This is a genomic window from Streptomyces sp. Alt3 (assembly GCF_030719215.1).
GTDB lineage: Bacteria > Actinomycetota > Actinomycetes > Streptomycetales > Streptomycetaceae > Streptomyces > Streptomyces glycanivorans.
Genome location: NZ_CP120983.1, coordinates 2,703,272 through 2,730,197, shown reverse-complemented (window position 1 = coordinate 2,730,197; position 26,926 = coordinate 2,703,272). Strand labels below are relative to the sequence as shown.

At 70.7% G+C, this 26,926-nt stretch carries 23 protein-coding genes and 1 tRNA gene; 20 read left to right on the top strand and 4 right to left on the bottom strand.

What is annotated here, in order from left to right:
- Positions 1-116 precede the first annotated feature (116 nt).
- From glyA (P8A20_RS11505) to P8A20_RS11485, 5 genes are all read left to right on the top strand, one after another.
- The gene (gene glyA / locus P8A20_RS11505; RefSeq protein ID WP_371606146.1) at positions 117-1,433 is read left to right on the top strand and encodes a serine hydroxymethyltransferase; all 1,317 of its coding nucleotides are present in this window, start codon (positions 117-119) and stop codon (positions 1,431-1,433) included.
- Between the two features lie 157 nt (positions 1,434-1,590).
- Positions 1,591-2,763 (top strand): nuclease-related domain-containing protein, encoded by a 1,173-nt coding sequence (locus tag P8A20_RS11500; protein WP_306103453.1) that lies wholly within the window; start codon positions 1,591-1,593, stop codon positions 2,761-2,763.
- Between the two features lie 84 nt (positions 2,764-2,847).
- The gene (locus tag P8A20_RS11495; protein WP_306103452.1) at positions 2,848-3,807 is read left to right on the top strand and encodes a D-2-hydroxyacid dehydrogenase family protein; all 960 of its coding nucleotides are present in this window, start codon (positions 2,848-2,850) and stop codon (positions 3,805-3,807) included.
- 114 nt (positions 3,808-3,921) lie between these two features.
- Entirely contained in the window at positions 3,922-4,629 is a 708-nt protein-coding gene (locus P8A20_RS11490) for a formylglycine-generating enzyme family protein (protein ID WP_306103451.1), read from the top strand.
- A 45-nt stretch (positions 4,630-4,674) separates the two neighbouring features.
- Positions 4,675-5,406, top strand: a complete 732-nt coding sequence (locus tag P8A20_RS11485) for a DUF7873 family protein (protein ID WP_306103449.1) — start codon at positions 4,675-4,677, stop codon at positions 5,404-5,406.
- Positions 5,407-5,940: 534 nt separating this feature from the next.
- Here P8A20_RS11485 and P8A20_RS11480 read toward each other — a convergent pair.
- The 4 genes from P8A20_RS11480 to P8A20_RS11465 form a co-directional block, all read right to left on the bottom strand.
- The gene (locus P8A20_RS11480; RefSeq protein ID WP_306103448.1) at positions 5,941-6,561 is read right to left on the bottom strand and encodes a hypothetical protein; all 621 of its coding nucleotides are present in this window, start codon (positions 6,559-6,561) and stop codon (positions 5,941-5,943) included.
- A gap of 7 nt (positions 6,562-6,568) precedes the next feature.
- Positions 6,569-8,068 carry a hypothetical protein gene (locus P8A20_RS11475; RefSeq protein WP_306103447.1) on the bottom strand — a complete coding sequence of 500 codons (1,500 nt, stop codon included), beginning with the start codon at positions 8,066-8,068 and terminating at the stop codon, positions 6,569-6,571.
- 27 nt (positions 8,069-8,095) lie between these two features.
- Positions 8,096-8,569, bottom strand: coding sequence for a hypothetical protein (locus P8A20_RS11470; RefSeq protein WP_306103446.1), 474 nt, complete (start codon positions 8,567-8,569; stop codon positions 8,096-8,098).
- 366 nt (positions 8,570-8,935) lie between these two features.
- Positions 8,936-9,007, bottom strand: a tRNA-Arg gene (locus tag P8A20_RS11465).
- A 229-nt stretch (positions 9,008-9,236) separates the two neighbouring features.
- On the opposite strand from P8A20_RS11465, the gene P8A20_RS11460 reads away from it, so the two are divergent.
- From P8A20_RS11460 to P8A20_RS11390, 15 genes are all read left to right on the top strand, one after another.
- Entirely contained in the window at positions 9,237-9,647 is a 411-nt protein-coding gene (locus P8A20_RS11460; protein ID WP_371934394.1) for a response regulator transcription factor, read from the top strand.
- A gap of 92 nt (positions 9,648-9,739) precedes the next feature.
- On the top strand, positions 9,740-10,807 hold the full coding sequence (gene nrtL / locus P8A20_RS11455) for an ArgS-related anticodon-binding protein NrtL (protein ID WP_306103444.1): 1,068 nt from the start codon (positions 9,740-9,742) through the stop codon (positions 10,805-10,807).
- A 29-nt stretch (positions 10,808-10,836) separates the two neighbouring features.
- The gene (lysA, locus tag P8A20_RS11450; RefSeq protein WP_306103443.1) at positions 10,837-12,228 is read left to right on the top strand and encodes a diaminopimelate decarboxylase; all 1,392 of its coding nucleotides are present in this window, start codon (positions 10,837-10,839) and stop codon (positions 12,226-12,228) included.
- A 95-nt stretch (positions 12,229-12,323) separates the two neighbouring features.
- Entirely contained in the window at positions 12,324-13,634 is a 1,311-nt protein-coding gene (locus tag P8A20_RS11445; RefSeq protein WP_187282145.1) for a homoserine dehydrogenase, read from the top strand.
- Between the two features lie 6 nt (positions 13,635-13,640).
- Positions 13,641-14,711, top strand: coding sequence for a threonine synthase (gene thrC, locus P8A20_RS11440; RefSeq protein WP_306103442.1), 1,071 nt, complete (start codon positions 13,641-13,643; stop codon positions 14,709-14,711).
- 265 nt (positions 14,712-14,976) lie between these two features.
- Complete coding sequence (gene thrB / locus P8A20_RS11435; protein WP_147959509.1) at positions 14,977-15,894, top strand: homoserine kinase; 918 nt, start codon at positions 14,977-14,979, stop codon at positions 15,892-15,894.
- Positions 15,895-16,282: 388 nt separating this feature from the next.
- Entirely contained in the window at positions 16,283-18,352 is a 2,070-nt protein-coding gene (gene rho, locus P8A20_RS11430) for a transcription termination factor Rho (RefSeq protein WP_147959510.1), read from the top strand.
- Between the two features lie 634 nt (positions 18,353-18,986).
- Entirely contained in the window at positions 18,987-20,090 is a 1,104-nt protein-coding gene (locus P8A20_RS11425) for an LCP family protein (protein ID WP_147959511.1), read from the top strand.
- 177 nt (positions 20,091-20,267) lie between these two features.
- Entirely contained in the window at positions 20,268-20,492 is a 225-nt protein-coding gene (gene rpmE, locus P8A20_RS11420; protein ID WP_099174467.1) for a 50S ribosomal protein L31, read from the top strand.
- Between the two features lie 153 nt (positions 20,493-20,645).
- Entirely contained in the window at positions 20,646-21,722 is a 1,077-nt protein-coding gene (gene prfA / locus P8A20_RS11415) for a peptide chain release factor 1 (RefSeq protein WP_014154059.1), read from the top strand.
- A 52-nt stretch (positions 21,723-21,774) separates the two neighbouring features.
- Positions 21,775-22,620, top strand: a complete 846-nt coding sequence (gene prmC, locus P8A20_RS11410) for a peptide chain release factor N(5)-glutamine methyltransferase (protein WP_147959512.1) — start codon at positions 21,775-21,777, stop codon at positions 22,618-22,620.
- 67 nt (positions 22,621-22,687) lie between these two features.
- Positions 22,688-23,335 carry an L-threonylcarbamoyladenylate synthase gene (locus P8A20_RS11405; RefSeq protein WP_147959513.1) on the top strand — a complete coding sequence of 216 codons (648 nt, stop codon included), beginning with the start codon at positions 22,688-22,690 and terminating at the stop codon, positions 23,333-23,335.
- Entirely contained in the window at positions 23,332-23,973 is a 642-nt protein-coding gene (locus tag P8A20_RS11400) for an arsenate reductase/protein-tyrosine-phosphatase family protein (protein ID WP_147959514.1), read from the top strand. Before P8A20_RS11405 ends, P8A20_RS11400 begins: the two co-directional genes overlap by 4 nt.
- 137 nt (positions 23,974-24,110) lie before the next feature.
- Positions 24,111-25,400 (top strand): serine hydroxymethyltransferase, encoded by a 1,290-nt coding sequence (glyA, locus tag P8A20_RS11395; RefSeq protein WP_147959515.1) that lies wholly within the window; start codon positions 24,111-24,113, stop codon positions 25,398-25,400.
- Positions 25,401-25,484: 84 nt separating this feature from the next.
- Entirely contained in the window at positions 25,485-26,861 is a 1,377-nt protein-coding gene (locus tag P8A20_RS11390) for an MraY family glycosyltransferase (protein ID WP_187282146.1), read from the top strand.
- The last annotated feature ends 65 nt before the right edge of the window (positions 26,862-26,926 follow it).

The following is a 26,926-nucleotide window of genomic DNA, read 5'->3' as shown; positions in this document are numbered from 1 at the left end:
TGACTGGCGCGTGCCCGGCAGGGCGCTCCGTGGAAACGACCACGAGGGAGCGGCACACTCCGGGCGTGCCCGGGGCGTCATCGCCGGAGAGCCGTCCGCCTGGGCGATCCGGGTCCATGTCGCCCCCGCGCGACCGACCCGGGAGGATCCCCGTGGCCGTACAGCCGTCCGATTCCCGCCGCCCCGCCCTGACAGCGGCCGATCCGGAGCTCGCCGCCCTGGTGAACGCCGAGGAGCGTCTCCAGGCGGACACCCTGCGCCTGATCCCCAGTGAGAACTACGTGTCCGCCGCCGTCCTGGAGGCGTCCGGCACCGTCCTGCAGAACAAGTACTCCGAGGGATACCCCGGAAAGCGGTACTACGAGGGCCAGCAGGTCATCGACCAGGTGGAGACGCTCGCCGCCGAGCGGGCCCAGGCACTGTTCGGGATGGACCACGCCAACGTCCAGCCGTACTCCGGCTCCCCGGCCAACCTCGCCGTCTACCTGGCCTTCCTGGAGCCGGGCGACACCGTCCTCGGGATGTCGCTGCCGATGGGAGGACACCTCACCCACGGCTGGGACGTCTCGGCCACCGGCAAGTGGTTCCGGGGCGTGCGGTACGGGGTGCGGCGCGACACCGGGCGCATCGACCTGGACGAGGTGCGCGACCTGGCGCGCGCCGAGCGGCCCAGGCTGATCTTCTGCGGGGGCACCGCCGTGCCCCGCGTGATCGACTTCGCAGGGTTCGCCGAGATCGCCCGGGAGGTGGGAGCGGTGCTGGTGGCCGACGTCGCGCACATCGCGGGGCTGATCGCGGGCGGCGCGCATCCCTCGCCCGCTCCGTACGCCGACGTGGTGTCCACCACCACCCACAAGACCCTCCGCGGGCCGCGCGGGGCGATGCTGCTGACCCGGGGCGAGTACGCCAGGGCAGTCGACCGCGCCGTCTTCCCCGGGCTCCAGGGCGGCCCGCACAACCAGACCACCGCCGCCATCGCGGTGGCCCTGAAGGAGGCGGCGGGGCCGGACTTCGCGGCGTACGCCCATCAGGTCGTCGCCAACGCCCGCGCGCTGGGCGAGGAACTGGCGGCACGCGGCTTCGACCTCGTGTCCGGCGGTACGGACAACCACCTGCTGCTGGCCGACCTCACGGGCAAGGGAGTCTCCGGGAAGATCGCGGCCAAGGCGCTCGACCGTGCCGGGATCGTCGTCAACTACAACACCGTTCCCTACGACCCCCGGAAGCCCTTCGACCCGTCCGGCATCCGCATCGGCACACCCGCCCTGACGTCCCGGGGCGTGCCCGCCTCCGAGATGGGGGCGGTGGCGCAGTGGATCGATCGTGTGGTCGATGCCGCTCGTACAGGTGACGAAACGACCGTTTCCAAGGTCAGGGACGAAGTGAGGACGATGATGGACGCCTATCCGGCGCCCGGCCTCCCCCTGGTCTGACCGGGGTACCGGAGCAGTCCGGGGCACACAGGCCCCGGACAGCTCCGGAACGCCGTGTCCCCGACTCCGCGCGCCCGCTCTGCGCCCTGTGCGGCGGGACGGCCCGCGTACAGGCTGGGGGAGCAAGGATGCCGGTGGGGTGAACAGAGGGGGCACGATGCAGGATCTCAAGGTCACGTCATGGCAGCTCTTCGGGCACGACCGGCTCTATGTGAACCTGCCGGACGGCACGGCGATCGGCTGGGCGGACCGGGGCAGCGGCACGATCACGGTCCTGCACCCGCGCTACCGGGACGCGGTGACCGACGCACTCGCGCGGCAGGTCCCGGACCTTCCGGCCCTGGTCGGTGAGGAGGTGCCGGCCGTGCTGCCCGCCCCGCCGCCGGTACCACGCATCCCGCCGATGAGAGGCATGCGCAGGCGCGGAGCCGTGAAGGAGCCGGGTCCCTCACCCGCTGCCCCCGACGGGCCGCCGCCGGTGCCTGCCCCCGCCGAGGCACCGCAACCGACGGCCGTACGCACGGCGGCCCCCGAGCCGGTGGCAGCGCGCACGGCAGTCTCCGAGCCGGTGGCAGCGCCTCCGGCAGCTTCTGAGCCGGTGGCCGGTCCGGAGCCGGAGCCGGAGCCCGGGACTGCCCCTGTGGACGGGACCGACCCTGGCGCCGTGCCGGAGAAGGAGCGTCGCCGGCGGCCGGCCGCCCTGCCCGCGCTGACCCCCGCGAACGACCTCGCCCAGCGGCGGCCCGGTAACGGGCTCCGGGAGCAGCTCGGCGAGACCGGTACCGGGGCGTTCGTACGGGTGGCCACCGGAGCGCTGCGGCGGCACAAGGACGCGGATCCACGGCGCGGCGCCCTCGCGGGGGAGCGGCGGGTCGGCGCGGAGCTCAAACGCCTGACCCGGCACGGCTGGAGGGTGCTGCACTCCGTGCCCCTGCCGGACGGCACGGAGATCGGGCATCTGCTCATCGGGCCCGGCGGGGTGTTCGCCGTGAGCACCGATCACCGTCCAGGCGGGTCCGTACGGATCGAGGACGGCACCCTGCGGGTCGACGACGACGCCCCGGAGCCGTACGAGCTCGACGGCCGGCCCGGTGCCGGACGGGCCCGGGAGGCGCTGGAGGCGTACTGCGCCTACGACGTACCCGTGCGGACCGTGCTGGTGTTCACCGGGGTCACCGCACTGGAGGTGGTCGCGGCCCCGGCCGGTGTGAGCGTCTACCGGGAGCGTCAGGTGTCCGCCCTGGCCCCGCTCACGGGTGTGCTCACCGCCACCCAGGTGGAGCGCGTCTACGACGTCGCCCGGAACGCGGAGGCCTGGCTGGACGCGTGAGCCCCGGACCCGGCCGGTAGATTTCGCGGTGCTGCGGCGATGCCGCCGCGGTGCCGTCTCCGTGCCGCCGAAGGGCAGGACACCATGAAGCTCCGCTGTGCCGTGCTCGACGACTACCAGTCGGTGGCGGGTACCGCCGCCGACTGGTCATCCGTCGCCGACGACATCGACGTGGTCGGCTTCGCCGATCACTGCGCCACCGAGGACGAACTGGCCTCACGGCTAGCGGAGTTCGACATCGTCGTCACGCTGAGGGAGCGCGTGCCGTTTCCGGCGACGCTGATCGAACGGCTGCCACGGCTCCGCCTGATCGTCGCCTCCGGCATGCGCAACACGTCCATCGACTACGCCGCGGCCGAAGCGCACGGGGTCACCGTCTGCGGTACCGCCAGCACGGCCACCCCGCCCGTCGAGCTCACCTGGGCGCTGCTGCTCGGACTGGCGCGCGGGATCGTCACCGAGGCCAACGCCCTGCGCGACGGCGGCCCTTGGCAGTCCACGGTCGGCGCCGACCTGCACGGGCGCAGGCTCGGGATCCTGGGGCTGGGGAAGATCGGCGGGAGGGTCGCGGCGGTCGGCCGCGCCTTCGGCATGGACGTGGTGGCCTGGAGCCGGAACCTGACCCCGGAGCGTGCGGAGGAGGCCGGGGCAGGATTCGTGGCGTCCAAGGAAGAACTGCTGAAGACCAGCGACTTCGTCTCCGTCCATCTGGTGCTGAGCGACCGTACCCGTGGACTGCTCGGCGCGAAGGAGCTCGGGCTGATGCGGCCCGGCAGCTATCTCGTCAACACCTCACGGGCGGCGATCGTCGACCAGGACGCGTTGCTCGACGTCCTGCACCGAGGGGCCATCGCGGGTGCCGGCGTGGACGTGTTCGACGTCGAACCCCTCCCGGCGGACCATCCGATGCGCAGCGCACCGCGTCTCCTGGCCACACCGCACCTGGGCTACGTCTCACAGGCCAACTACGCCGCGTACTACGGGGACGCGGTCGAGGACATCCGCGCCTACCTCGACGGGGTGCCCGTCCGCAGGCTCGGCTGAGGCGGGTGCCGCAACCGGGTTCCCCCGGAGGACCGGGTTCACCGGCGGCCGTACGCCGACCGAAGTAGCCTGTGCGCGGGGGCATTTCGGCCCTCAGGACAGGGAGGGAACCGCGTGAGCCTGCTCGACGACGAGACGGCGGCAGGCATGGTCCGGATACCGGCCGGCACCGTCGACCTCCGCGACGACCGCCGCGGAGCACGGTGGCGGGAGACCGTCGGGCCCTTCCGCCTCGCCCGTCTCCCCGTCACCCTCGGGCAGTACTGGGCCCTCACGGACACGACCCCCGATCCCTCCGTGTCCCACGCCCTGCCGGTGACGAACGTCAGCTGGCTCGACGCCGTCGACCTGTGCAACCGCTTCTCGGCGCGCGTCGGACTGGCCCAGGTCTACTCACGCGACGCACGGAACGGCGAGGTCGTCCGCGACCCGTCCGCCGACGGCTACCGCCTGCCCACGGAGGCGGAGTGGCAGTACGCGTGCAAGGCGGGCACCACCGGCTACCGCTACGGCGAACTCGACGCCATCGCCTGGTACGAGGACAACTCGGACGGCAGGCTCCACGACGTCGGCGGCAGGTCCCCGAACGCCTGGGGGCTGTACGACATGCTGGGCAACGTCTGGGAGTGGTGCTGGGACCTCTACGACGAGGAGGTCTACGGCGCCTACCGCACCTTCCGCGGCGGTGGCTGGGCCGAGGCGGAGCGCGGCTGCGGTGCCACGGTGCGCCGCCGCAGCCACCCCACTTTCGCGATCGACGACCTCGGATTCCGGATGGCCCGGGGCGGCACGAGTGCACTCGACGGAAATTCGCGCGACTGATCGAAAACGGGTGCGGTACGTTCCTGATCACTCGAAGGGGGCGAAGTGACGAAGCTCAACCAGATCATCGCCGTGGAGAAGGGTGTCAAGAGCAAGTCGCTCCAGGACATCACCGCGGCCCACCACAAGGTGCAGAAGCCGGCACTGCTGGCCGGCATCTCGCGTACGTACCAGCCGAAGGACGAGGAGGGCGAGCAGCTTCCGCCCGAGTCCGCTCGGGTGCAGATCAAGGCCGAGGAGGCGCTGCGTGAGATGTCCGCGTCGCTGACCCGGCTGTTCGACGTGACCGCGACGAAGGACTGGGCGAACTGCTCGGCCCGTGCGGACGTCACCGTCGACGGGCGTACGGTCGTGGCCGAAGTCCCGGTCAGCTACCTCCTCTTCCTGGAGAAGCAGCTCACCGACCTGCACACCTTCGTGAAGAAGCTTCCGGTTCTGGACGCCTCCGAGTCCTGGTCGCTCGACCCGTCGACGGACTGGTGGAAGACGGAGCCGGTCCGCACCATCCGGACGAAGAAGGTCCCCCGTAACCACGTCAAGGCCGAGGCCACCGAGAAGCACCCGGCGCAGGTCGACGTGTACTACGAGGACGTGCCGATCGGATACTGGACGACCGTGAAGTTCTCCGGAGCGCTTCCGGCGCGACGGGTGAACGAACTGCTGGAGCGGGTCGAGAAGCTCCAGCACGCGGTGAAGTTCGCCCGCGAGGAGGCCAACGGAGCCGAGGTCACCGACCGGCGGGTCGGGGACGCGGTGTTCGGCTACCTGTTCGGCTGACGCCGGACGCGAGGCGGCACCCCCAAGAACGCCCCCGCGCCAATGCCGTGGGGGCTGCGCAACCCCGCACGAGGCGGAATGAGGTCCGCCCCGTGTGACGAGCGCAAGCTGAAACTGACGTTCAGCCTGAAGACGCGGTAACGGTGGAGGTTCGAGTCCTCCCCCCGGCACCACCTGCCGGGGTGGCCCAACATGGCAGAGGCAGCCGCGATCAATCTCAGACTCTCGCTCCAGCTTCAGTATCGCCGCCGATTGCCAGATCGACCGAGTACGGACGAACACCGTTGAATGCTGGTTCGAATCCGGCCTGCGCCTCTACGCGGCGCGGTAGTTCAAAGGCAGAACGCGACGGTATGACGACTGATCCGCACTCTTAAACGGCGCTGGCAAGCGCAATTGGGTGGCAACCCCAGGGGCCCGGGAGCTGGATACGACTCCCGGGCTCCGCCACGTCCGGGATGTGCAGAAACGGCGGGCCACATGTAGCGCTGGGCGTCCTCCCCACCTACGCGGCACGCCCCGGGGTCACGGAGCCTAGCTCGCAGGAGGGGGCGTCACGGACGGCTCGATGGTCGACCGGACGTAGATCCGCGTGGTGCCGGGTGTGAACTCGTGGGCGAAGAGATCCACGCAGCGTTGGAGGTACTTGCCCTCCGGGGTCGCGAGGTCGTCCGGGCACAGGCTGATTCTGCGCAGGCCCTGGACGAACGTTTCCGGCTCAGCCAGTCCGAGGTGGCCGAACGCCGCCGCAGGGCGGTAGTCCTTCTCCTCGGGATGGAAATTCCTGATCATCTCGGTGCCGTCCTGGATGAGCCGGCCGGTATACGTTTCCGCCTCGTCGGTCTGGAGAACGAAGGACAGGAGCCCGGTGTCGTAGCGCTCCCCGACCTTGTAACCCGCCCGACGATCCGATGCCGTGTCCGGGATGCGGATGCCCATCCGGTCGCTCATCCAGGCAGGCGTGGCTCCGTCTTCCCAGCAGCAGGTCATCTCCTTGTCCATCAAGTCCGAGGAGACCTTCTCCGTGACGCAGGAGACCACACCGATCGTGCCGACGGCGCATGCGAGAAGAACCGACAGGACGATGACGGCGACAGGCATGCGACGGCGGCGTACGTGCGGCTCGTCGGCAACGGTCTTGCTGAAGCTCTTCATCGGTCCTCTACCGCGCTTCCTGCTGCTCACGGCCCGGATCCGTGCGGTCGCCCTCGCGCCCGGGCTCGTCCGGCGCGGGCAGGGGTTGCTGGTTCGGGGCGGACGCGCCCAGATCGTAGTGCTTGACGGAGCCGCTACCCGCCATGTCGAACTCCTGGGCGATGCCTGTGGTGTGCAGGCGAGCCATCCGACCGTCCGGAATGCTCAGGGCGCTGCCTCCGGGGACATCGATGGTCACCCCCTTGTCCTCGTCCCAGTTGTAGCGGTCCCATGCATTGGCCTGGTAGTCGAGGCCGATCTTGGGTTCACCGCTTGCGTCCGGTACGACGGTGACCACCCCGGTCACGTTCGATCTGGTGCCACCGACCGCGTAGAACCAGTTCTCATTGACGTCCTTGGAGAAGTAGAAGTCCCGGTTCCCGGTTTCCACCGGAATGGAGACCGGCTGCCCGCCGTTCTTCCTGAACTCCGCGAGCGCCTCCTCGCGCCATTCGTTCTGGGATTCCCTGATGCTGTTCTCGACATGAGCACTGAAGCTGGGTACCTCAGACATCATCTTGTCGACGGGCAGCTCCATGTCCGTCCCGCTGTTCCCCAGGTAATGCGCCATGTGCCTGGCTGCGTCGTTGTCGCCCTTCCAGTCGGCAGCCTCGGCGATCAGATTCATCTTCTCCCGGGTCCTGCGCTCCTCCGCTCCGGGTTCCTCGGCGCCATGAGGGCCGGAACCCCGGTCGGGAGCGGCTCGCTTGACCGTCGGAGCGAGCAGCCCCGCCGCGAGGAGGTCGTCCTTGTGTCCGCTCCACAGTTCCGCACGGGCCTGCGGGCTGAGCGAGGACCACAGCCGCCGCAGTTCGGCCCGCTGCGCCGTGTTCGCGTCGTCTCCCAGTGAAGCCAGTTTCATGGCACGTGGCAGCTGGTCCTCGTCCAACGAGGTGTACGTCGCATGCCCCGCGTTGTGCGGGTCGCCGCCGTGGCTTCTCTTCAGGGCCCGGGTGACGGCCGCGTCGATTTCCGCCGCGTGGGACACGAGCCCCGTGAGCGTGTCCGCGTACCACTGCATCAGGTCCTTGGTGCGCTGGGATGTCCCCTCGACGCCACAGAACGCCTCCGTGACCTTCACCGTGCCGTTGGGACCATCCGTCACCAGCAGCCCCGGATCAGGGCCGGCATCCCGAGTGGGATCGCCCTTACGGGCTTCCGCGGTCAGCTCCCTGGCCCGCTTCTGGACGTGCGTCAGCTCGCCATGGGCATCCTTGAGGACGGCCACGATGCTCTGGGCCTCCAGGTGGAGATCCGCGACCTCCTTGGCCGTCCTACGGACGAAGTCCTTCGTGACAGCGGCGTTCAGACCGGCCCATTCAGCCCCGTCGGACAACTGCAGAAGACCGCTGTAGACCTCGGTGGCCAGCTTCTCCAGCCCGGCCGCTGTCGACGTCCAGTCATCGGCCGCCGCATCCAGTTTGCCCAGATCTACTTCGATGAGATCTGTGTACGAGAACGCCCCCATGATTTCCGCCCCCGCTCACTTCACGTACTACAGCAGCTCCGACACCGGCACGGGCGAACCGTCTCTTCCCGCGAGGGAGGCGGCGATCTGTACCTCGTCGTTGGCGTGGGCCTTCTTCGAATAGTCCAGGTGGTTGGAGATGTGGGCGCACATCTGCAGGACCGTCTTCACATGCGAGGTCCAGACCTCGAGAGTGGTGTACAGCTCACCGCCCGAGCTGAAGTTCCGTCCCTGCAACTCGGCCGCAACCCGGGCGGTCGTCCCCGCGCCGGCCTTGTCGATGCCGGCACCTGCGATGTCGGCACGCTTCTGCAGCTCGCCGTGGACCCGGAAGGCCTCGTTACCGACCGCGCCCAGGTCGTCCTGATGAACCACGAGGTCGGAATTGGCCCCGGACGCCGCACTGCCCGACTCGGGTCCGGCCGTATTGAGGCTCATCTGCGTGGACCGCCGGTCCTGTGCGTCGGCCTTGAGCTGTGCCCACTCGTCGTCGAACGTCATGAGTCCCCCGGCTCCGATCGATGTCAACACATCACCCCAACAACGAGCTTGCCGGGCGTTCGTCCGGATTTTCGCTGTTGGCCAGTAGCGGGGGGTGACGCCGCCGGCAGGCCCGGCAAGGTCCCGGAACCGCCCGTGCGTGACTGCGTAGAGCACATGCGGGCAAAGGCTGCTCATGCGGAGAACGCCGTGCAGGCGGTCGTGGGACAGCTACTCGGCGGGCCCTGCGCCGGCTGTCACAGGACCCGGCCAACTTCGCATGGTGAAGCACCATGCCCGATGCCCTACACGGGCTGGGGGCATGAAAAAGACCCCCTGCTCAGTGCGTGCACTGGCGAGAGGGTCTTTTCGGCACTTCCTGCGAAGTGCCCCCGGCAGGATTCGAACCTGCGCACCCGGCTCCGGAGGCCGATGCTCTATCCCCTGAGCTACGGGGGCGTTGTCGCTGCGCTTGGCGGCGACGAGTGAAACCCTACCAGCTCCGGGCGGGTGTCCGGGAACGGATATTTCCGCGTCGTCCGGGCCGGTGCGGGTGGCCGTGGGCGGGCCTGACGGCCCGGATGCGGAGCCCTCCCCGGTGGTCACGGCACGGGCCCCGGCCACCCCTCCGGGGGCGGAAGTGGGCAAAACCCGGACGCAGCTCCTCCGCTCGACCTACCCTCGAAGGGTGTCAGGGGCGTACGGCCGCGTGCTTGTTGTGGACGACAACAAGGTCATCCGGCAGCTGATCAGGGTCAATCTCGAGCTGGAGGGCTTCGAGGTCGTGACCGCGGCCGATGGCGTCGAGTGCCTGGACCTGGTGCACGAGGTCTGCCCGGATGTGGTCACTCTCGACGTGGTGATGCCCCGGCTCGACGGCATACAGACCGCGGCCCGGCTGCGTGCCGATCCGAGGACCGGGCATCTGCCGGTTGCCGTCATCAGCGCGTGCACCCCCTGCGAGGTGGCCACCGGGGTCGACGCGTTCCTGGCGAAGCCCTTCGAGCCGAGCGAGCTGGTGCGGATGGTGCGCCGCCTCGCCCGCCGGGAGGATCCCGGGCCCGTCGGCAGCAGGCGGGGTGCGGGGACCGCCTGCTAGCACGGCCGGCTGAAGCCGTGGCCGAGCGGATAGCTGCCCGTATGGCGAAACCGGTTGGCGAAGCGCCCCCCTTCCTCCCATACGCTGGTGCCGTGACCCCCGCAGATCTCTCCAGGACCGTGCTGCACGCTGTGCGCCGCGCGGTCGACGAGGACGCCCTGCGCGCGCCGGTTCCCGCGCGCGTGCGGGTCGAGCGGACACGGCCCGGCGGCAGGGGCGACTACGCCTGCGCCGTCGCCCTCCAGCTGGCCGGCCCCGCCGCGCTGCCGGCGCGGGAGGTCGCCGCTCTGCTGCGGGACCGGGTGGCCGGTGCGCCCGGGATCGGACGGGTCGAGATCACCGGGCCGGGCTTCCTGAACTTCACGCTCGACGCATCGGCCGGCGCCGAGGCACGCACCGCCCGCGTCCGCGAGATCCAGGAACGGGGACTCCGCTACGGGCGGGTCACCACCGAGGCCGGGCGCCTCCACCGCCTCCACCACCCCCGCGAGATCAGGGCCGCCGTCCTCGCGCAGAGCGTCGCGCGCCTCCTGCGTACCCAGGGCGGTCAGGTGATCGTCGGCTGCACCGAGGAGCCCGACCCCCGCTGGCAGGATCTCCGCGTCCGGACCTGCCTGCGGTACGGGGCCGAGGAGAGCACCGAGATCCGTCCCGTCCCCGCCGGCACCACCGCCGGGGCCCTCGTGGACCGTCTCGGACGCGACGCCGCGCTCTGGGGGCTCCAGCGGCCCGCCGCCCATGACCACGCGCCCCTGGGCGACGACCTCCTCGTACAGGGGGAGCCCAACCCCCTCTTCCTGGTCCGCTACGCCCACGCCCGCGCCCGCGCGCTCGTCCGCGAGGGGGAGCGGCTCGGTCTCACCGGCTCGTACGAGCAGTCCGCCGACGTCCCCGCGCCCGCGCTGCACGCGGCGCTCGCGGACCACCCCGGAGTGCTCGCCACCGCGGCCCGGCACCACGCCCCCGACCGCGTCGCCCGCCACCTCGAGACCGTCGCGGGCGCCTTCTTCGACTTCCACGACACGACCCCGCCGCTCCCCGTCGGCGACGAGAAACCCTCGGCCGCCCACCGCTCCCGGCTGGCCCTTGCCGAAGCCGCCGGGAAGGTGCTGGCAGGTGGCCTGTTCGCGCTCGGCATCAGCGCGCCCCCACACCTCTGACGAGAGACTTGAGAGAGCAGAGCAGAACGATGAGCCGATCCGCACACCCCGCCGGGCCCCGTCACGCCGATGTCCTTCCCGAGGGTCACTACTCCGCCCCGGCCACCGACCTGAACGAGCTCGACCCGAAGGTCTGGTCCCGTACCGTCACCCGTGACGCGGACGGTGCGCTCACCGTCGGTGGGATCGAAGTCGCCCGGCTGGCCGAGGAGTTCGGCACCCCGGCCTACTTCCTGGACGAGTCCGACTTCCGGGCGCGCTGCCGCGCCTGGGCGGACGCCTTCGGCACGGAAGCCGATGTGTTCTACGCCGGGAAGGCCTTCCTGTCGCGCGCCGTGGTGCGCTGGCTCAAGGAGGAGGGGCTGAACCTCGACGTCTGCTCCGGCGGCGAGCTGGCCACCGCGCTGGACGCCGGGATGCCCGCCGAGCGCATCGCCTTCCACGGCAACAACAAGACCGTCGCCGAGATCGAGCGGGCCGTCGAGGCGGGTGTCGGACGGATCGTCCTCGACTCCTTCCAGGAGATCGCCCGCGTCTCGCACATCGCCCAGCGGCTCGGTACGCGTCAGCGCGTGCAGATCCGCGTCACGGTCGGCGTCGAGGCCCACACCCACGAGTTCATCGCCACCGCGCACGAGGACCAGAAGTTCGGCATCGCGCTGGCGGACGGGCAGGCGGCCGAGGCGGTCCGCAGGGCGCTCACCCTGGACGGCCTGGAGCTCATCGGCATCCACTCGCACATCGGCTCGCAGATCTTCGACATGGCCGGCTTCGAGGTCTCCGCGCGGCGCGTCGTGCAGCTGCTCGCGGAGGTCCGCGACGAGCACGGCGTCGAGCTCCCGGAGATCGACCTCGGCGGCGGCCTCGGGATCGCGTACACCTCCGACGACGACCCCCGGGAGCCGCACGAGATCGCCAAGGCGCTCGGCGACATCGTGACCCGTGAGTGCGAGTCCGCCGGTCTGCGGACCCCGCGCATCTCCGTCGAGCCCGGCCGCGCGATCGTCGGCCCCACGGCCTTCACGCTGTACGAGGTCGGCACGATCAAGCCGCTCGAAGGCCTGCGCACCTACGTCAGCGTCGACGGCGGGATGTCGGACAACATCCGCACCGCGCTGTACGACGCCGAGTACAGCGTCGCGCTCGTCTCGCGCAGCTCCGACGCGGAGCCCATGCTCGTACGCGTCGTCGGCAAGCACTGCGAGAGCGGTGACATCGTGGTCAAGGACGCGTTCCTGCCGGCCGACCTGGCCCCCGGCGACCTGATCGCGGTGCCCGCCACCGGTGCGTACTGCCGCTCCATGGCGAGCAACTACAACCACGCCCTGCGCCCGCCCGTCGTCGCTGTGCGTGACGGGGAGGCCAGGGTCATCGTCCGGCGCGAGACGGAGGAAGATCTCCTGCGACTCGATGTCGGCTGATGAAATTCACATCTCAAAATCCGGACGGGTGGCAGAAACCCCCGTCCGGTGAGTGAGACTGGTCCACACATCAGAAGTATGAGAAACGAGGTCGGATGATGCGTACGCGTCCGCTGAAGGTGGCGCTGCTGGGCTGTGGAGTGGTCGGCACAGAGGTGGCGCGCATCATGACGACGCACGCCGACGACCTCGCCGCGCGCATCGGCGCGCCGGTCGAGCTCGCCGGCGTCGCCGTCCGCCGGCCGTCCAAGGTGCGCGAGGGCATCGACCCCGCGCTGATCACCACCGATGCGACCGCCCTGGTCAAACGGGGTGACATCGACGTCGTCGTCGAGGTCATCGGAGGCATCGAGCCGGCCCGGACGCTGATCACCACAGCCTTCGAGCACGGCGCGGGCGTCGTCTCGGCCAACAAGGCGCTGCTCGCCGAGGACGGCTCCGCGCTGCACGCCGCCGCCGCGAAGCACGGCAGGGACCTCTACTACGAGGCGGCCGTTGCCGGCGCCATCCCGCTCGTACGCCCGCTGCGCGAGTCCCTCGCGGGCGACAAGGTCAACCGGGTGCTCGGCATCGTCAACGGCACGACCAACTTCATCCTCGACAGGATGGACACGAGCGGCGCCGGGTACTCCGAGGCGCTCGACGAGGCCACCGCCCTCGGGTACGCCGAGGCCGACCCGACCGCCGACGTGGAGGGCTTCGACGCCGCCGCGAAGGCGGCGATCCTGGCAGGCATCGCCTTCCACACCCGGGTGAAGATCGGTGAGGTGCACCGAGAGGGCATCACCGAGGTCACCGCCGCGGACATCGCCTCGGCGCGCCGCATGGGCTGCACCGTCAAGCTCCTCGCCATCTGCGAGCGCGCCGCCGACGGCAAGTCCGTCACCGCCCGCGTGCACCCCGCGATGATCCCCCTCAGCCACCCGCTCGCCTCCGTCCGCGAGGCGTACAACGCGGTTTTCGTCGAGGCGGAGGCCGCCGGGCAGCTGATGTTCTACGGCCCCGGCGCAGGCGGTTCCCCGACCGCGTCCGCGGTCCTGGGCGACCTGGTCGCCGTCTGCCGCAACATCATCGGAGCGACCACCGGTCCCGGTGAGTCCGCGTACACGCGTCTGCCGGTCAGCCCCATGGGCGACGTCGTCACGCGGTACCACATCAGTCTCGACGTGGCCGACAGGCCTGGCGTGCTCGCCCAGGTCGCGACGGTCTTCGCCGAACAGGGCGTATCCATCGATACGGTCCGACAGCAGAGCCGGCCGGACAGTCAGGAAACCGGCGGCGAGGCCTCCCTCGTCGTCGTCACCCACCGCGCGCCCGACGCCGCCCTCTCCGGGACCGTCGATGCGCTGCGCAAGCTGGACACCGTGCGCGGTGTCGCCAGCATCATGCGTGTTGAAGGGGAGTAAGGACCCATGACCAGCAAGGGCACCCACCAGTGGCGCGGCATCATCGAGGAGTACCGGGACCGTCTTCCGGTCACGAGCACGACGCCGGTCGTCACACTCCGTGAGGGCGGTACGCCGCTCGTCCCGGCGCAGGTTCTCTCCGAGCGCACGGGCTGCGAGGTGCACCTCAAGGTCGAGGGCGCCAACCCGACGGGTTCGTTCAAGGACCGCGGCATGACCATGGCGATCACCCGGGCGAAGGAGGAGGGCGCGCAGGCCGTCATCTGCGCCTCCACCGGAAACACCTCGGCGTCCGCCGCGGCCTACGCCGTGCGCGCGGGCATGGTCTGCGCCGTCCTCGTGCCGCGCGGGAAGATCGCGCTCGGCAAGATGGGGCAGGCCCTCGTCCACGGCGCGAAGATCCTCCAGGTCGACGGCAACTTCGACGACTGCCTGACCCTGGCCCGCAGTCTCTCGGACAACTACCCGGTGGCGCTCGTCAATTCGGTCAACCCGGTCCGCATCGAGGGCCAGAAGACCGCGGCGTTCGAGATCGTCGACGCGCTCGGCGACGCCCCCGACATCCACGTCCTGCCGGTGGGCAACGCGGGCAACATCACGGCCTACTGGAAGGGCTACAAGGAGTACGCGGGGGACGCGATCTCCACGCACTCCCCCCGCATGTGGGGCTTCCAGGCGTCCGGGTCCGCGCCGATCGTCCGCGGCGAGATCGTCAAGGACCCGGCGACCATCGCCACCGCGATCCGCATCGGCAACCCGGCGTCCTGGCAGTTCGCGCTGGACGCGCGGGACGAGTCCGGCGGCTTCATCGACGAGGTGACGGATCGTCAGATCCTGTCTGCCTACCGCCTGTTGGCTTCCCAGGAGGGTGTCTTCGTCGAGCCTGCCTCGGCGGCGTCCGTGGCCGGTCTGCTCAAGGCCGCCGACGAGGGCAAGGTCGACCCCGGACAGAAGATCGTCTGCACCGTCACGGGCAACGGGCTGAAGGACCCCGACTGGGCCGTCGCGGGTGCCCCGCAGCCCGTCACCGTCCCGGTCGACGCGGTGGCCGCGGCCGAGAGGCTGGGCCTCGCCTAGCCGGCCCGCGCCGCAGCTCAACCGCCTTCCCGGGTGAAGAGCGCATAGGAGGTGTGCGACACGCATCGTGCGCCTCCTGTGCGCCCTATGTCGCCGCAGAACCTTCCTTCGATAAGCTGTACCCAGCCCGCTCCGCCGCGTCCGTCGTGGTGCAGCAGCCGTCGTTACTGCCGGGCCCTCCCCGTCCCCGCGCAACGGCACCCCACGCACATCGAAGTACCCCGCACAACATCCCCGCCGCCGTACAGGAAGAGTCGTCCAACCGATGGCCGGTCCCGCGTTCCGAGCCGCCGCCGTCCGGGTGCGCGTCCCCGCAACCAGCGCCAATCTGGGCCCGGGTTTCGACGCCCTCGGCCTCTCGCTGGGGCTCTACGACGACGTCGTCGTCCGGGTCGCCGACTCCGGGCTGCACATCGACATCGCGGGTGAGGGCGCCGAGACGCTGCCCCGCGACGAGAACCACCTGCTCGTACGCTCCCTGCGCACGGCCTTCGACCTCCTCGGCGGACAGCCCCACGGCCTGGAGATCGTCTGCGCCAACCGCATCCCGCACGGCCGCGGCCTCGGCTCCTCGTCCGCCGCCATCTGCGCCGGCATCGTCGCCGCGCGCGCCGTGACCACGGGCGGCGAGGCCCGCCTCGACGACGCCGCCCTGCTGGAGCTGGCGACCGAGATCGAGGGGCACCCCGACAACGTCGCCGCCTGTCTCCTCGGCGGATTCACCCTCGCGTGGATGGACGGGGGAGCGGCCAGGGCCATCCGGATGGACCCCGCGGACTCCGTCGTTCCGGTGGTCTTCGTCCCCGCCACCCCGGTGCTCACCGAGACGGCACGCGGCCTGCTGCCGCGCACCGTCCCCCATGTGGACGCCGCGGCCAACGCCGGTCGTGCGGCCCTGCTCGTCGAGGCCCTGACCAGGCGCCCCGAGCTGCTGCTGGCCGCCACGGAGGACCGGATCCACCAGGAGTACCGGGGGCCCGCGATGCCGCAGAGCGTCGAGCTGGTGAACCGGCTGCGCGCCGACGGCGTGCCTGCTGTCATCTCCGGAGCGGGGCCCACGGTGCTCGCGCTGACGGAGGAGGGGTCGGCCGACAAGGTCGCCCGGCTGGCGGGAGAGGGGTGGGCCGCGAACAGGCTCGCTCTCGACGCCACAGGGGCGAGCGTGTTGCCGCTCGCCGCGTAATCCCACGTGATTGCCGGTGCATGAGAGGGGGAATGTTTGTTGGAGCCGGTAGTGTTAACCTCAAGTCAGCAATCGACGTCTTCGTGGCGCGTTGCTTCGTGTCCCCTTCCGGGACCACCACTCTTCCGGGAGCCTCCCCGACTGCCTGAGCAGCCTGCCTGAGCTTTCGAGCACGCTCCGGAACCGGCACGACACCCTCTTGCTCATCCAGGAGTGGGCCGAGCAGGGGGATCTCGCGCCGGAACCCCGCACTTTCGTCTCTCCGCCGTACCCGGCGGACCATCGCCCCGGCAAGGTCCGCGATCGACACGATCAACAGACCGCAGTCGGACAGCACAACCGGTCGCCGAGCCAGAAGGCCGACGTCCGCTCCAGGGAAGGACCCTTCGTGAGCGACACCACCGATCTGATGGGCGTGACTGCCGACAAGAACGTCGACAGCTCCGTGCCCGCCGAAGGTGCTGCCTCTGGCACCACCGCACGGCGCCGCCGCTCCGGCACCGGCCTCGAGGGCATGGTCCTGGCCGAGCTGCAGCAGGTCGCGTCCGGCCTCGGTATCAGGGGAACCGCGCGCATGCGCAAGAGCCAGCTGATCGAGGTCATCAAGGAGGCGCAGGCCGGAGGATCCTCCGCGCCCGCCTCCAAGGCCGCCGCGTCCGCCGGTACGGACGCCGGGAGCAAGCCGAAGCGGCGTGCCACGTCCAAGTCGCGCACCGGTGAGGAAGCCGCTGCCGCGCCCGCCGCCGACAAGGCCGCCGCGCAGCAGCAGATCGACATCCCGGGCCAGCCGGCCAGTGACGACCAGCCGACGGGCGAGCGCCGCCGGCGCCGCGCGACCGCGCAGGCGGGCAGCCCGGACAAGGCCGAGTCCAAGGCGGAGGCCGCGTCCGAGCCGAAGTCCGAGCCGAAGGGCGAGGGCCGCCAGGACCGCGCGGACGAGCGCGGCGAGGCGAAGGCCGACGCGAAGGCCGAAACCGCCACGGACAACGCCGAGGGCCGTCGGGGCGACCGCCAGGACGGCCGCCGCGGCGACCGTCAGGACCGTGGTGACCGCGGTGACCGCGGTGACCGCCGGGACCGCCAGCGTGACCGCCGGGGCAAGGGCGACGACCAGGGCCAGCAGAGCGGTGGACGCCGTCAGGGCCAGCAGGGCGGCGGCCAGAGCCAGGGCCAGGGCCAGCAGGGCGGCGGCGGCCAGCAGGACGACGGTTTCGACGACGAGGGCGGCCGTCGCGGCCGTCGCGGCCGTTACCGCGACCGCCGTGGCCGTCGCGGCCGCGACGACTTCGCGACCGACGTCCAGGTGGCCGACGACGATGTCCTGATCCCCGTCGCGGGCATCCTCGACATCCTCGACAACTACGCGTTCATCCGGACCTCCGGCTACCTGCCGGGCCCGAACGACGTGTACGTCTCGCTCGCCCAGGTCCGTAAGAACGGCCTGCGCAAGGGTGACCACGTCACGGGTGCCGTGCGCCAGCCCAAGGACGGCGAGCGCCGCGAGAAGTTCAACGCGCTGGTCCGCCTCGACTCGGTCAACGGCATGGCGCCGGAGTCCGGCCGCGGCCGCCCCGAGTTCCAGAAGCTGACCCCGCTGTACCCGCAGGACCGGCTCCGTCTGGAGACCGACTCCAACGTCCTGACCACCCGGATCATCGACCTGGTCGCACCGATCGGCAAGGGCCAGCGTGGCCTGATCGTGGCCCCGCCGAAGACCGGTAAGACCATGATCCTGCAGGCCATCGCCAACGCGATCACGGTCAACAGCCCCGAGTGCCACCTGATGGTCGTCCTGGTCGACGAGCGTCCGGAAGAGGTCACCGACATGCAGCGGTCGGTGAAGGGCGAGGTCATCTCCTCGACCTTCGACCGTCCCGCCGAGGACCACACCACGGTCGCCGAGCTCGCCATCGAGCGCGCGAAGCGCCTCGTGGAGCTGGGCCACGACGTCGTGGTCCTGCTGGACTCGATCACCCGTCTGGGCCGTGCCTACAACCTGGCGGCGCCGGCCTCCGGCCGCATCCTGTCCGGTGGTGTCGACTCGACCGCGCTCTACCCGCCGAAGCGCTTCTTCGGTGCCGCGCGCAACATCGAGGACGGCGGCTCGCTGACCATCCTGGCCACCGCGCTCGTCGAGACCGGCTCGCGCATGGACGAGGTGATCTTCGAGGAGTTCAAGGGCACCGGCAACATGGAGCTCAAGCTCGACCGGAAGCTCTCGGACAAGCGCATCTTCCCGGCGGTGGACGTCGACGCGTCCAGCACCCGTAAGGAAGAGATCCTGCTCGGCACCGACGAGCTGGCCGTCACCTGGAAGCTGCGCCGTGTGCTCCACGCACTCGACCAGCAGCAGGCCATCGAGCTGCTCCTGGACCGCATGAAGAAGACGCAGTCCAACGCGGAGTTCCTGCTGCAGATCCAGAAGACGACGCCGGGCAACGGCGGCGGCAACGACTGACGTCGCATCAGCAGCACTGCCGAACTGCCCCCGTCACTCCGGTGACGGGGGCAGTTCCGCGTACAGGGGCGACTCAGCGCTCCACCCTGACAGGGGAGTTACGTCTCCTTCGGGGGCAACTGGACCGCATGGCAGCCGCGTTGCGCCCTTACGTCGCGCGGACGCCGGGGTGCGTCCCTGTCCTCGGCGCCGGTCCGGGCGAACATCCCCTGGGCGTGTCGGAGGCTCGGGCGGCACGGCCGCGCGTTCGTGGGTGGTGGGGCGCTCGTCGTCCCGCCAGGTGACCTCGACAACGCCTCGGCCGGAGACCGGCGCGAGGCGGGCTCACAGCCGATTCCGTGCCCGGCGGCTGTCGCGCTCCTCCCACCTCCCCGCGCGGGGAGACCTTCCCCACAGAGGCGCGGGGTCGGGGACGCGCTGACGAGGCCGTGCGAAGTGCGGAGAACCCGCAGGTGGGACCGGTGATGCCGACCCGCCCCCGACGCGCCGCGCGCGTCCGCGCCCGCCGGTCCGCTCATGTCGGACCGGCGTTCGCCTGTGCAACTCTTTTCCCTGCTTCGGCTCCGGCGCAGCGCCGGCCAGCCACGACTGAATCTCCTGGCAGGGGACCAGGGAGCACGAACGAGGGAGCCGTATGACCGAGCAGAGCAGGAGCGCCGGCCGAATACGCGGGACCGGCAGCCGCCGGAGGAAGCCGTCCCGGGCCCGCCGCGTGAAGAGGATCGCCCTGTGGGGCGCCGCGGCCCTGGTGGTCGTCGGGGGATCCGGGCTCGGTTACGCCTACTACACGCTCAACGGGAACCTGAAGGGCGTCGACATCGACGCAGCCCTGGGGAGCGGCCGTCCCGACGACGTGGACGACGGTTCCGAGGACATCCTGGTCCTGGGGTCGGACTCCCGCTCCGGCGCCAACTCCGCGTACGGCGCCGACGAGGGGTCCGCGCGGGCGGACACCGCGATGATCGTGCACGTCAACGAGGGGCACACCTCCGCCAGTGTGGTCTCGGTCCCGCGGGACACCCTCGTCGACCGCCCCGCCTGCACGAGCGACACGACCGGTGAACAGGTCGGCGCCGAGCACCAGACGATGTTCAACTCGGCCTACCAGGTCGGCGGTCCCGCCTGCGCGGTCAAGACCGTCGAGTCCATGTCCGGCATCCGCATGGACCACTACGTCGAGGTCGACTTCACCGGGTTCAAGAAGCTCGTCGACGAGCTCGGCGGCGTGGACATCACCACCTCGCAGGCGATCGACGACCCCGACAGCCACCTCTCGCTCGAGCCCGGCACCCACACCCTGAGCGGGGAGCAGTCGCTCGGCCTCGTCCGCACGCGTCACAGCGTCGGCGACGGCAGCGACCTGGGCCGCATCCAGCTCCAGCAGGCCTTCGTGAAGGCCCTGATGGACCAGGCGAAGAGCGTCGGGGTGTTCTCGGACCCGAAGACCCTGTTCGGGCTGGCGGACACCGCGACCAAGGCCGTCACCACCGACTCCGAACTGGCCTCGGTCAAGAAGCTCACCGGCTTCGCCAACGGGCTCAAGGGGCTCGGCTCCAAGAACGTCGACATGGTCACGCTGCCCGTGGAGTACGACCCGCAGGACCCCAACCGCGTGCTGCCCCAGGAGAAGGCCGACCGGCAGGTGTGGGCGGCGCTCAAGCAGGACAAGCCCGTCCCGGCGTCCGCCACGGCGCAGTCGGCGGGCGACAAGGGCGGGGCGGGGAAGGTCGTACGGTAACGGTACATTCCGTCACCGTGCGATCGCGGAACGTTCCCCGTGCGCAGGGGAATACACACGGCCGGGTCCTCGTTTTGGGAGATACGGCCGGTCCTGGCAGACTGGTACGTCGGTCCCGGTTCACGGACGCGCAATCCGCGCGAACGACCCGGAACCCTCCCGAATCTAGGAGACACCTTGAAGCGCGACATTCACCCCGAGTACGTCGAGACGCAGGTCAGCTGCACCTGCGGTGCGTCGTTCACCACCCGGAGCACCCTTGAGGGCGGCGCCATCCGCGCCGACGTCTGCTCCGAGTGCCACCCGTTCTACACGGGCAAGCAGAAGATCCTCGACACCGGCGGCCGCGTGGCCCGCTTCGAGGCCCGCTTCGGCAAGGCCGCCGGCTCCGCCAGCAAGTAGCGAGCCACAGCGCCGGTTCCCGACGCCCTCCAACGGGGCGCCGGGACCGGCGTTTTTTCCGGCTGTGCGGCCGGGCGTACCCGAGGGGCGCGCGCCGACGGCACACCTCCAGCAGGCCCGCAGACGTATGACGCAGAAACCAGGAGCCCGAAGATGTTCGAGGCGGTCGAGGAACTGATCGGCGAGCACGCCGATCTCGAGAAGAAGCTCGCCGACCCGTCGGTGCACGCCGACCAGGCCAACGCGCGCAAGCTGAACAAGCGCTACGCGGAGCTGACCCCGATCGTCTCCACCTACCGGTCCTGGAAGCAGACCGGCGACGACATCGGGACCGCCCGCGAATTCGCGGCCGACGACCCGGACTTCGCCGCCGAGGTCAAGGTCCTGGAGAAGCAGCGCGAGGAGATCACCGAGAAGCTCCGCCTTCTCCTGGTCCCGCGTGACCCCAGTGACGACAAGGACGTGCTCCTGGAGATCAAGGCGGGCGCGGGCGGCGACGAGTCCGCCCTGTTCGCCGGGGATCTGCTGCGCATGTACCTGCGCTACGCCGAGCGTGTGGGCTGGAAGACCGAGATCATCGACTCCACCGAGTCCGAGCTCGGCGGCTACAAGGACGTCCAGGTCGCAGTGAAGACCAAGGGCGGCAACGGTGCCACCGAGCCCGGCCAGGGCGTCTGGGCCCGCATGAAGTACGAGGGCGGTGTGCACCGCGTGCAGCGCGTGCCCTCCACCGAGTCGCAGGGCCGCATCCACACCTCCGCCGCCGGTGTGCTCGTCACGCCCGAGGCGGAGGAGGTCGACGTCGAGATCCACGCCAACGACCTGCGCATCGACGTCTACCGCTCCTCGGGCCCCGGCGGCCAGTCCGTCAACACCACGGACTCCGCCGTGCGCATCACGCACCTGCCCACCGGTGTCGTCGCGTCCTGCCAGAACGAGAAGAGCCAGCTCCAGAACAAGGAGCAGGCCATGCGCATCCTGCGGTCCCGGCTGCTGGCCGCGGCCCAGGAGGCGGCCGAGCAGGAGGCCTCCGACGTGCGCCGCAGCCAGGTGCGCACCGTGGACCGCTCCGAGAAGATCCGGACGTACAACTTCCCGGAAAACCGGATCTCGGACCACCGCGTCGGCTTCAAGGCGTACAACTTGGACCAGGTGCTCGACGGTGACCTCGACGCCGTCATCCAGGCCTGTGTCGACGCCGACTCCGCCGCGAAGCTCGCCGCCGCATAAGCAGTGAGCCCCACCGCCCCGCCCCGCCCGTGAACCCGTACGGAGAACCGCGATGAACCTGCTGCTCGCCGAGGTGGCCCAGGCCACCCAGCGGCTGGCCGACGCCGGTGTCCCCTCACCGCGATTCGACGCCGAGGAACTCGCGGCGTTCGTGCACGGGGTCAAGCGGGGCGCGCTGCACAACGTGCCGGACGCCGACTTCGACGCCCGCTACTGGGAGACGATCGCCCGCCGTGAGGCCCGCGAACCGCTCCAGCACATCACCGGCCGCGCCTTCTTCCGCTACCTGGAGCTCCAGGTCGGCCCCGGTGTCTTCGTCCCCCGCCCGGAGACCGAGTCGGTCGTCGGCTGGGCGATAGACGCCGTCCGCGCGATGGACGTCGTCGAGCCGCTGATCGTCGACCTCTGCACCGGGTCGGGCGCGATCGCGCTCGCCATGGCGCAGGAGGTGCCGCGCTCGCGTGTGCACGCCGTGGAGCTGTCCGAGGACGCCCTGAGGTGGACCCGGAAGAACGCCGAGGGGTCCAGGGTCACCGTGCACCGCGGGGACGCCCTGAGCGCCCTTCCCGAGCTCGACGGCCAGGTCGACCTGGTGATCTCCAACCCGCCCTACATCCCGCTCACCGAGTGGGAGTACGTGGCGCCGGAGGCCCGTGACCACGACCCGCAGATGGCGTTGTTCTCCGGCGAGGACGGCCTCGACACCATCCGCGGCATCGAACGCACCGCGCACCGTCTGCTCCGCCCCGGCGGGCTCGTCGTCATCGAGCACGCCGACACCCAGGGCGGCCAGGTGCCGTGGATCTTCACCGAGGAACGGGGCTGGGCCGACGCGGCCGACCACCCCGACCTGAACAACCGGCCCCGGTTCGCGACGGCCCGCAAGGCCATGCCGTGACCACCGGGGCGCCGGCACCGCACGATCCCCACCCGTCATACCCGTACATGTCCGAGGAGGCCGGCTGATGGCACGGCGATACGACTGCAACGACGCGACCGACCGTACGACCGGCCTGCGTGAAGCCGCGTCCGCCGTCCGCCGCGGCGAACTGGTCGTGCTGCCCACCGACACCGTGTACGGGATCGGTGCGGACGCCTTCAGCTCGGAGGGCGTGGCCGATCTCCTCGACGCCAAGGGCCGCGGCCGCAACATGCCGACCCCCGTCCTGATCGGCTCCCCGAACACCCTGCACGGCCTGGTCACCGACTTCTCCGAGCAGGCCTGGGAGCTCGTCGACGCGTTCTGGCCCGGCGCCCTCACGCTCGTCGCCAAGCACCAGCCGTCGCTCCAGTGGGACCTCGGCGACACCCGGGGCACAGTCGCCGTCCGGATGCCCCTGCACCCGGTCGCCATCGAGCTCCTCACGGAGGTCGGCCCGATGGCCGTCTCCAGCGCCAACCTCACCGGACACCCCTCGCCCGAGACCTGCGACGCCGCCCAGGAGATGCTCGGCGACAGCGTCTCCGTCTACCTCGACGGCGGCTCGACCCCCGGGATCGTGCCGTCCTCGATCGTCGACGTCACCGGCAGGATCCCGCTCCTGCTGCGCGCGGGCGCGATCTCGGTCGAGGAACTCCGCAAGGTGGTACCCGACCTCGAGGTGGCCAATTGACCGCCCCTGAGGGGCGTGGCATAGCGGGGCGGCACGACACTTTCCGCATCCTCCACGTCAGCACCGGCAACGTCTGCCGCTCGCCCATCACCGAGCGGCTGACCCGCCATGCCCTCGTGGACCGCCTCGGGGACCCGCTCAGCGGCGGCCTCATCGTGGAGAGCGCGGGCACCTGGGGGCACGAGGGCGCGCCCATGGAGGCCAACGCCGAGGTCGTCCTCGCCGACTTCGGTGCCGACGCCACCGGCTTCGTCGGCAGGGAGCTCCTCGACGAGCACGTCATCCGCGCCGACCTGGTCCTCACCGCCACCCGGGACCACCGCGCCCAGGTGATCTCCATGGGCCACTCGGCGGGACTGCGGACCTTCACGCTCAAGGAGTTCACCCGGCTGGTGCGGGCCATAGACCCCGCCACGCTGCCCGACGCCCGCGAGGAGGGCGTCGTCGAGCGCGCCCGCGCGCTGGTGCGCGCCGCGGCCGCCCTGCGCGGCTGGCTGCTGGCCCCCACCGCGGAGGCGGACGAGGTCTACGACCCGTACGGCGCTCCGATCACCTTCTTCCGCTCCGTCGGCGACGAGATCAGCCAGGCGCTCGATCCCGTGATGACGGCGCTGACCGGGGTGCACGCCCAGCGCTGAACCGCCGACGGCCCCCGCGCGTGCACCGGGGGTGCGCCGACCGGCGTAGAGGGGCGCCCGGCAGCGGGCAGGAGGCCCGGGGCGGACCTACATTGGATCTGACGTCACGCACCCCTCCTCCAGGCCCGGAGCCCTCGATGCCGGTCACCACTCCAGCCGCACGTGAAGCCGCGCCACCGTCCGTCCCGTCCGCCGGGGCCCTGCCCCAGGACTTCGCCGCCCTGGTCCGGCAGGATCCGGAGATCAGCGGCATCCTGCTGGCCGAGGCCGGCCGGCAGGCGAGCACCCTCCAGCTCATCGCCGCCGAGAACTTCACCTCGCCCGCGGTCCTGGCCGCCCTCGGCTCCCCGCTCGCCAACAAGTACGCCGAGGGCTACCCCGGTGCCCGTCACCACGGCGGCTGCGAACAGGCCGACGCCGCGGAACGCGCCGCGGTCCGGCGGGCCATGTCGCTGTTCGGCGCCGAGCACGCCAACGTCCAGCCCCACTCAGGTTCCTCGGCGGTCCTGGCCGCCTACGCCGCGCTGCTGCGCCCCGGTGACACGGTGCTCGCCATGGGTCTCCCGTACGGCGGGCACCTGACCCACGGGGCTCCGGGCAACTTCTCCGGACGCTGGTTCGAGTTCGCCGGCTACGGCGTCGATCCCGACAGCGGGCTCATCGACTACGCACAGGTGCGGGCCCTGGCGAGGGCCAGACGTCCCAAGGCGATCGTCTGCGGTTCGATCTCGTACCCCCGGCACCCCGACTACGAGCAGTTCCGGGCGATCGCCGACGAGGTCGGCGCGTATCTGATCGCGGACGCCGCCCATCCGATGGGACTGATCGCCGGAGGAGCGGCGCCCAGCCCGGTCCCGTACGCCGACGTCGTGTGCGCGACGACGCACAAGGTCCTGCGCGGCCCGCGCGGCGGCATGATCCTGTGCGGCGTCGAACTGTCGGAGCGGATCGACCGGGCGGTGTTCCCCTTCACCCAGGGCGGTGCCCAGATGCACACCGTCGCGGCGAAGGCCGTCGCCTTCGGTGAGGCGGCGACCCCGGCCTTCGCCGTCTACGCGCACCGGGTCGTCGCGCACGCCCGGGTCCTGGCGGCCGCCCTGGAGTCCGAGGGCTTCGAGATCACCACGGGCGGTACGGACACCCACATCGTCGTCGTGGACCCCGCCCCGCTGGGCGTGGACGCCCGCACCGCCCGCGAGCGGCTCATGGCCGCCGGTATGGTCCTGGACACATGCGCCCTGCCGTACGGGGACGCACGCGGCATCCGGCTCGGAACCGCGGCCGTCACCACGCAGGGCATGGACGAGGACGACATGCAGAGGATCGCCGCGCTGTTCGGGGCGGCGGTGCGGGAGGAGGGCGACGCCGGCCGGCTGCGCGCCGAGGTGCGCGGACTGGCCGAGCACAATCCGCCGTATCCGGGGTAGCCGAGCCATGGGGAACCATTACCCGTGGCTCGTTGTCCTTGCTGATGAGACTAGGGTGTGGGGCTGAGATGGCCGGCGAATTCTGTGGGGCAGCCCGTGCGTGATTACCTGCTGACGCTCTGTGTCACGGCAGCGGTTACCTATCTGCTGACCGGGCCGGTGCGGAAGTTCGCCATCGCGATCGGGGCGATGCCCGCGATCCGTGCGCGTGACGTACACCGGGAACCGACACCTCGGCTCGGTGGCATCGCCATGTTCGGCGGGCTGTGTGCGGGACTGATCGTCGCGGACCACCTGTTCAACCTGAACAGCGTGTTCGAACTCTCCAACGAACCGAGGGCGCTGCTGTCGGGCGCCGCCCTGATCTGGCTGATCGGCGTCCTGGACGACAAGTTCGAGATCGACGCGCTGATCAAACTGGGCGGGCAGATGATCGCGGCCGCGGTCATGGTCATCCAGGGTCTGACGATCCTCTGGCTGCCCATCCCCGGCGTGGGCACCGTGGCACTCACCCAGTGGCAGGGCACGCTGCTCACGGTCGCGCTCGTCGTGATCACCATCAACGCGGTCAACTTCGTCGACGGCCTGGACGGTCTCGCGGCGGGCATGGTCTGCATCGCGTCGGCGGCGTTCTTCCTCTACACCTACCGGCTCTGGTACGGGTACGGGATCGAGGCGGCGGCCCCCGCGACCCTCTTCGCCGCGATCCTGATGGGCATGTGCCTCGGCTTCCTGCCGCACAACATGCACCCCGCCCGGATCTTCATGGGCGACTCCGGCTCGATGCTGATCGGCCTCGTGCTGGCCGCCGGGGCGATCTCCGTCACCGGCCAGGTCGACCCGGACGCGATGAAGCTCTTCGAGGGCAGCGAGCGCCAGGCGACCCACGCGATGCTCCCGGTCTTCATCCCGCTGCTGCTGCCGCTGACGATCATCGCGATCCCGGCCGCCGACCTGGTGCTGGCCATCGTGCGCCGCACCTGGAACGGCCAGTCGCCGTTCGCCGCCGACCGCGGCCACCTGCACCACCGGCTGCTGGAGATCGGGCACTCGCACAGCAGGTCCGTGCTGATCATGTACTTCTGGTCGGCCCTGATCGCCTTCGGAGCCGTCGGCTACTCCGTGCACTCCGCGTCGCTGTGGATCGTGCTGGTGATCGTGGGGCTCAGCGCCGTGGGCCTCGTCCTGCTGCTCATGCCCCGCTTCACCCCGCGTGCCCCGCGCTGGGCCGAAGCCTTCGTGCCACCGCGATACCGGCGGCGGCGAGCCGCCCGCGAGGAGTCCGTGGACGCCGGTGACGTCACCTCCCGGGGCCAACAGCGCTCCGACGGCTCGCACATGGCCTCCCCGGCACCGGAACGGGCCTCCGTGCCCGTGGGTGTCTCCGGCGTCAACGGAGCGACCGCGATCGGCCCCCGTTCGCGCTTCACGGATCGGGACCGTGCCGACTCGTCGCGTTGACCGTGCGGTACAGAAGTCCCCATACCAGACAATGCGTCGTGATGTTCTGCACACACGCGCGAGGT